This is a genomic window from bacterium (assembly GCA_030655055.1).
GTDB lineage: Bacteria > Edwardsbacteria > AC1 > AC1 > EtOH8 > UBA5202.
This window is the reverse complement of record JAURWH010000161.1, coordinates 1-5345: the sequence shown is the minus strand read 5'-3', so window position 1 is coordinate 5345 and position 5345 is coordinate 1. Positions and strand designations below refer to the sequence as shown.

Here is a 5345-nt window from a genome sequence, read left to right as displayed (position 1 = left end):
GCTTACCGGATTTTTCTTCACATACGGCCGGTCCACGTACTGATAGTTGTGGACCAGCGACAATCTTTTCACGGCACTGTTGTATTGCTTCTTTACCTCCATCACTTTGGATTCCAGCTCAACGGGGTTGAAGCCGACAGGATTTCGCAGCTTCAATAACTTGATCGCTTCATTTTTATCGTTCACCGCCTGGTCAAGGGTAAGCTGCAGATCCTGCACGTTCTTCTCCAGTTCCCGTCTCTCCATTTCGTACCTGTTCTTGACATACTGATTGTTGTTAAGGTACTCAATCAAGCGGTCCATTATAGCCGGCGAAGATTGGGGATTATTGTACACTTGGACTGACATTTTGAAAAATGTGTTGGATCCTTGGATGTCGGATACTCTGACCCTTTGCAGTCTTTTCATCAGGGTGTCAGAACTGATGTCTGCCTCGCCTTTTTTGTAGCCCCGGTCCCATGACAAGTCCAGCATGGCCCTGGTCTCGGAAACATTGACCAGGCCATAAACAGTCCCTTTGGCATCCGTGCTGACGATTTTATCGCCGATCTCCGGCAGCGAGATCACCGCATCACATTGATATAAACGGGGCGAGGTCAGGCTTTTAAACAGGCCGACCGCTGCAAAAACAACTCCGCACAGGACGATCAGCAGCCGATAGGCATTGAATACCCTTACCAGCGACCCAATGTCATTGTTTTTTTTCATCTCCAACAGACTCCTTTTAAAAATATTTCAACCCGTTTCCGCACCTGCGCGCTTGCGGCGCGGTCGATCCTGGCCGGCGGGAAGGGAAAAGAAGGTGGCGCAGCTATTGTTTCAGGTACCATTCTATGGTCCGCCCCAATCCTGCTTCAAAATTTGTGGTGGCCTTGAACCCGAACTCCTGCTCCGCCCGGCTGGTATCCAGCATCCGCCGGGGCTGGCCGTCGGGCTTGGTGCCGTCCCAGGTGATCCTCCCCTCAAACTTCATCAGCCGGGCTATCAGTTCCACCAGTTCCCTGATGGAGATCTCGAACCCGGCCCCCAGGTTGACCGGATCGGATTTCTGGTATTTTTCCGCCGCCAGCAGCACGCCCTCGGCGGCATCCTGGACATATAAAAATTCCCGGGTGGCTTTTCCCGTTCCCCAGACCACGATCTCCTTTTGGCCCGAAGCCTGGGCGTCGCGGATCTTCTTGATCAGGGCCGGAATGACGTGGGACGATCCGGGGTCAAAATTGTCCCGGGGGCCGTACAAATTCACCGGCATCAGGAATATGGAGTTGAAGCCGTACTGCTGGCGGTAGGACTGGGACTGGACCAGCAGCATCTTCTTAGCCAGGCCGTAGGGGGCGTTGGTCTCCTCGGGGTAGCCGTTCCAGAGATCATCCTCCCTGAAGGGCACCGGGGCGAATTTGGGGTAGCAGCAGATGGTCCCCAGGGCCACGAATTTTTCGATCCCTGTTTGCCGGCCTATCTCCATCAGCTGGGTGCCCATCATCAGGTTGTCATAAAAGAATTCTCCGGGCTTTTCCCGGTTGGCCCCGATCCCGCCCACCTTGGCCGCCAGATGAATGACCATGTCGGGCTTGGCATCGCGGTACAACCGTTTGACCGCATCAAGGTCCACCAGGTCATAATCCTTGATGTCCGGAACAAATATGTTCTGGCAGCCGCTGTGACGCAGTTTTTGGACCAGGAAGGAACCCAGGAATCCGTGGCCCCCGGTCACCACCACCTTTTTATTGTCCCAAAAACCCATGGACACTTTCCTCCTCTAAATATTTTTTGTCTATGCGCTGAAATTATTATTCAGGCCTTCCCAGTCTTTCCGCTTTTCACTTTCACCCGGACCAGGTCACTTCTTGTCCGCCACTTCCCTGTTCAGCCTCTCCGCCAGCTCCTCCACCGTCATCTGCCCCGCGTCCCCTATGCCGTGGCGGCGCAGCGAGACCAGTCCCGACTCCGCTTCCTTGGCGCCCACGATGACCATGCCGGGGATCTTCTGCATCTCTGCGTCCCGGATCTTGGCCCCGACCTTCTCGCCCCCCAGGTTCAGCAGGACCCGGAAGCCCCGAGCTGAAAGCTTGTCCGCCACCTGGCGGGCATAGTCGGCCTGGGCGTCGGTGATGTTCATCACCATCAGCTGGACCGGGGCCAGCCACAGCGGGAAGTTGCCGGCGTAATGCTCTATCAGCACCCCGAAGAAACGCTCCATGCTTCCCAGCAGGGTCCGGTGGACCATGTAGGGCCTATGCTCCTTGCCGTCCTCGGCGATGTAGGTCATGCCGAACTTTTCGGGCAGGTTGAAATCGAACTGGATGGTGCTGCACTGCCAAAGCCGCGAGAGCGAATCCTTGATCTTGATGTCGATCTTGGGGCCGTAGAAAACCGCCTCGCCCTCCATCCTTTCGTATTCTATGTTCCGGGCCTTGAGGGCCTTGACCAAAGACTCCTCGGCCTTGACCCACATCTCGTCCCCTCCGGCGTACTTGTCCAGGTTCTTGGAGTCGCGCACCGAAAGTTCGATCTTGACGTCCTTGAATCCGAAGTCGTTGAACATCGACAGCGAGAAGTCCAGCACCCTCAGGATCTCATCGTCTATCTGGGACGGGGTGCAGATGATGTGGGCGTCGTCCTGGGTAAAGCCCCGCACCCGCATCAGTCCGTGCAGGGTCCCGCTCCGCTCGTAGCGGTAGACCGTGCCCAGCTCCGCCCAGCGCAGCGGCAGGTCGCGGTAGGAATGGTGGCCGGTGTTGTAGATCAGGATGTGGAACGGGCAGTTCATGGGCTTGACATAATAGTTGGCCTTGTCCAGCTCCATCGGGGAGTACATCCCGTCCTGGTAGAAATTCAGGTGGCCCGAGGTCTGCCACAGCCACTCCTTGCCCATGTGGGGGGTGAACAGGATGTCATATCCCTCTTCATAGTGCCGCTGGCGCCAGTGGTTCTCTATCAGCACCCGCATCCGGCCGCCCTTGGGGTGCCAGTAGACCAGGCCCGGGCCGGCCTCCTCGTGCAGCGAGAACAGGTCCAGCTCCCGGCCCAGTTTCCGGTGGTCGCGCTTTTTGATCTCCTCCAGCTTGTTCAGGTGCTCGTCCAGCTGCTCCTTCTTGTCAAAGACGGTGCCGTAGATCCGCTGCAGCATCTGGTTGCGCTCGTCGCCCCGCCAGTAGGCCCCGGCCACCGACAGCAGCTTGAAGTGCTTGATCCGCCCGGTGGAGGGAAGGTGCGGCCCCCGGCAGAGGTCTATGAAGTCGCCCTGCTGGTAAAAGGAGATGACCTCGCCCTGGGGCAGGGCCTCGATCAGCTCCACCTTGTATTTTTCGCCCAGCTGTTTAAAGTGCTCCAGGGCCTCCTCCCGCGGCATCTCCCGGCGGACGATGGTGATGTCCTGGGCCGCCAGCTCGGCCATCCTCTTCTCGATCTTGGCCAGGTCGTCGGAGGAGAAGGGCTCGGGCCGGTCGAAATCGTAGTAATAACCGTCCTCGATGGCCGGGCCGATGGCCGCCTTGGTGCCGGGGAAAAGCCCGGTGACGGCCTGGGCCATCAGATGGCTGGTCGAGTGGCGCAGCACTTCCTTGCCCTGCTCCGAGTCGAAGGTCAAAGCCGAGAATTTGGCGTCGCGGTCGACCTTGGCCGACAGGTCGACGGGCTTGCCGTCCAGGGTGGCCGCCAGTGATGCTTTGGCCAGCCCCGCGCCTATTGATTTGACGATATCCAGGCTGGAAACGCCCGGTTCGAACTCCTTGATCTTGCCGTCCGGCAGGGTGATCTTGATCATGCTGATTTTCCTTGAAATTTGAAATTTGAAATTTTACCATTTAGCGCCACTAAGGCACCAAGTCGCAAAGGGAAATGAAACCTTGGGTTCACGATTAAAAGACTATTGTGCAATTTATTTTTTAAATTTTATTCTCAAAGATTTTACATTAGATTCTTTCATTATTTATGGCCTCAGTGTCTTAGTGTCTTTGTGGCCGAATGGTTGCCTTTTATCTGATTAAGCCGTTTATTTATTAGTAACTTATAGAATTTATTATATTACCATTAAACCTTGAAAAAATCAAGAAAATTCGGGCAAAATACTTGAACGATGTTCTTGACTTATCCGGGCAAATATGTTAAATTGAAAGTCCGGTATTCTCTAAAAAGAAATAACTTTTGTCCCGCAGTTTTAGCGGGAGGAAACAATCATCAAAAGGAGACTAGAACATGTCAAGAAAACTTACCCTGCTGGCTTTGGCTCTGATGATGGGCTTTTCGATCGGACTGGCCCAGGGGCTCAAAAAACGGGTGGCGGTGATGGATTTTGAGGACAAGACCGGCCACGGCGGCTGGCACATCGGCAGCGGCATGGCCGACATGCTGACCACCGCTTTGGTGAAATCCGGAAAGTTCATGGTCATCGAGCGCCAGCAGCTGGATAAGATCATGCAGGAGCAGTCGCTGGGGATGAGCGGGGCCGTCACCGCCCAGAGCGCGGCCCAGGTGGGCAAACTGCTGGGGGTGGAGCTGATGGTCACCGGCAGCGTCAACGAGTTCGGCGAAAAATCATCCAAGATTGGCGGATCGGTGGGCAGCTCCGTCTCCAAGGGCATGTTCGGCCTCAACCGGCTGGGGGTCGAGACCAAGACCGCCCGGGTGGGCCTGGATGTCCGCCTGGTGAACACCACCACCGGCGAGATCGTGGCGGCCGAAGGCATAGCCGAGGACGAGAGCAAGAAGGGCGTGGATGTCGGCACCGACGAGTTCAGTTTCTCCAACGACACCCATTTTGACGAGACCCTGGCCGGCAAGGCCACCCGCAAGGCGGTCAACAAGATAATTGAGATGATCACCGGAGCCATGGAAAAAGTGGCCTGGACCGGGATGGTGCTCAAGGTCAACCCCGACAAGACCCTGATGCTTAAGCCGGGAGCCCTGGGCGGCGTCAAGGTGGGCGACAAATTCACCGTTTACTCCAAGGGCGAGGACGTGATCGACCCCGAGACCGGGCTGTCGCTGGGTTCCGAAGAGACCAAAGCCGGCACCATCGAGATCGTCGACGCCAAGGACCAGTACGCCAAGGCCAAGATAGTGAGCGGAAGCGGATTGAAGGAAAAGGATTTGGTAAGGGAGAAGTAATTCGGGATATTGCCATCAAAGTCAAAGAGGCTGCACAAAATGTGCAGCCTCTTTTTATTGAATCGAAGGCCTATATATTCTAAATGCATATCTAACTTGCTCAGGAAAAGTAGAAAGTATGTACAGGATATAGTAAAATACCTGATTTAGTCCGATCATGTTCTTTTCTTTTTGTACCGCCAAAAAGAGTAGAACCAAAAGAAAAAGCTCGTCGCTTATAACTCTCCGGGCGTTGC

4 protein-coding genes are annotated in these 5345 nt (G+C 55.5%); 1 reads left to right on the top strand and 3 read right to left on the bottom strand.

Features of this window, described 5'->3' with window-relative positions:
• The 3 genes from Q7U71_07695 to thrS form a co-directional block, all read right to left on the bottom strand.
• On the bottom strand, positions 1 to 708 hold a 708-nt coding region (locus Q7U71_07695; GenBank protein MDO9391639.1), incomplete at its 3' end, for a hypothetical protein.
• A gap of 103 nt (positions 709 to 811) precedes the next feature.
• Positions 812 to 1744 carry a GDP-L-fucose synthase gene (locus Q7U71_07690; GenBank protein MDO9391638.1) on the bottom strand — a complete coding sequence of 311 codons (933 nt, stop codon included), beginning with the start codon at positions 1742 to 1744 and terminating at the stop codon, positions 812 to 814.
• Between the two features lie 96 nt (positions 1745 to 1840).
• Positions 1841 to 3766: a threonine--tRNA ligase gene (gene thrS, locus Q7U71_07685; GenBank protein ID MDO9391637.1), complete on the bottom strand. Its 1926-nt coding sequence runs from the start codon at positions 3764 to 3766 to the stop codon at positions 1841 to 1843.
• Between the two features lie 431 nt (positions 3767 to 4197).
• On the opposite strand from thrS, the gene Q7U71_07680 reads away from it, so the two are divergent.
• The gene (locus Q7U71_07680) at positions 4198 to 5109 is read left to right on the top strand and encodes a CsgG/HfaB family protein (GenBank protein MDO9391636.1); all 912 of its coding nucleotides are present in this window, start codon (positions 4198 to 4200) and stop codon (positions 5107 to 5109) included.
• Positions 5110 to 5345: the final 236 nt, after the last annotated feature.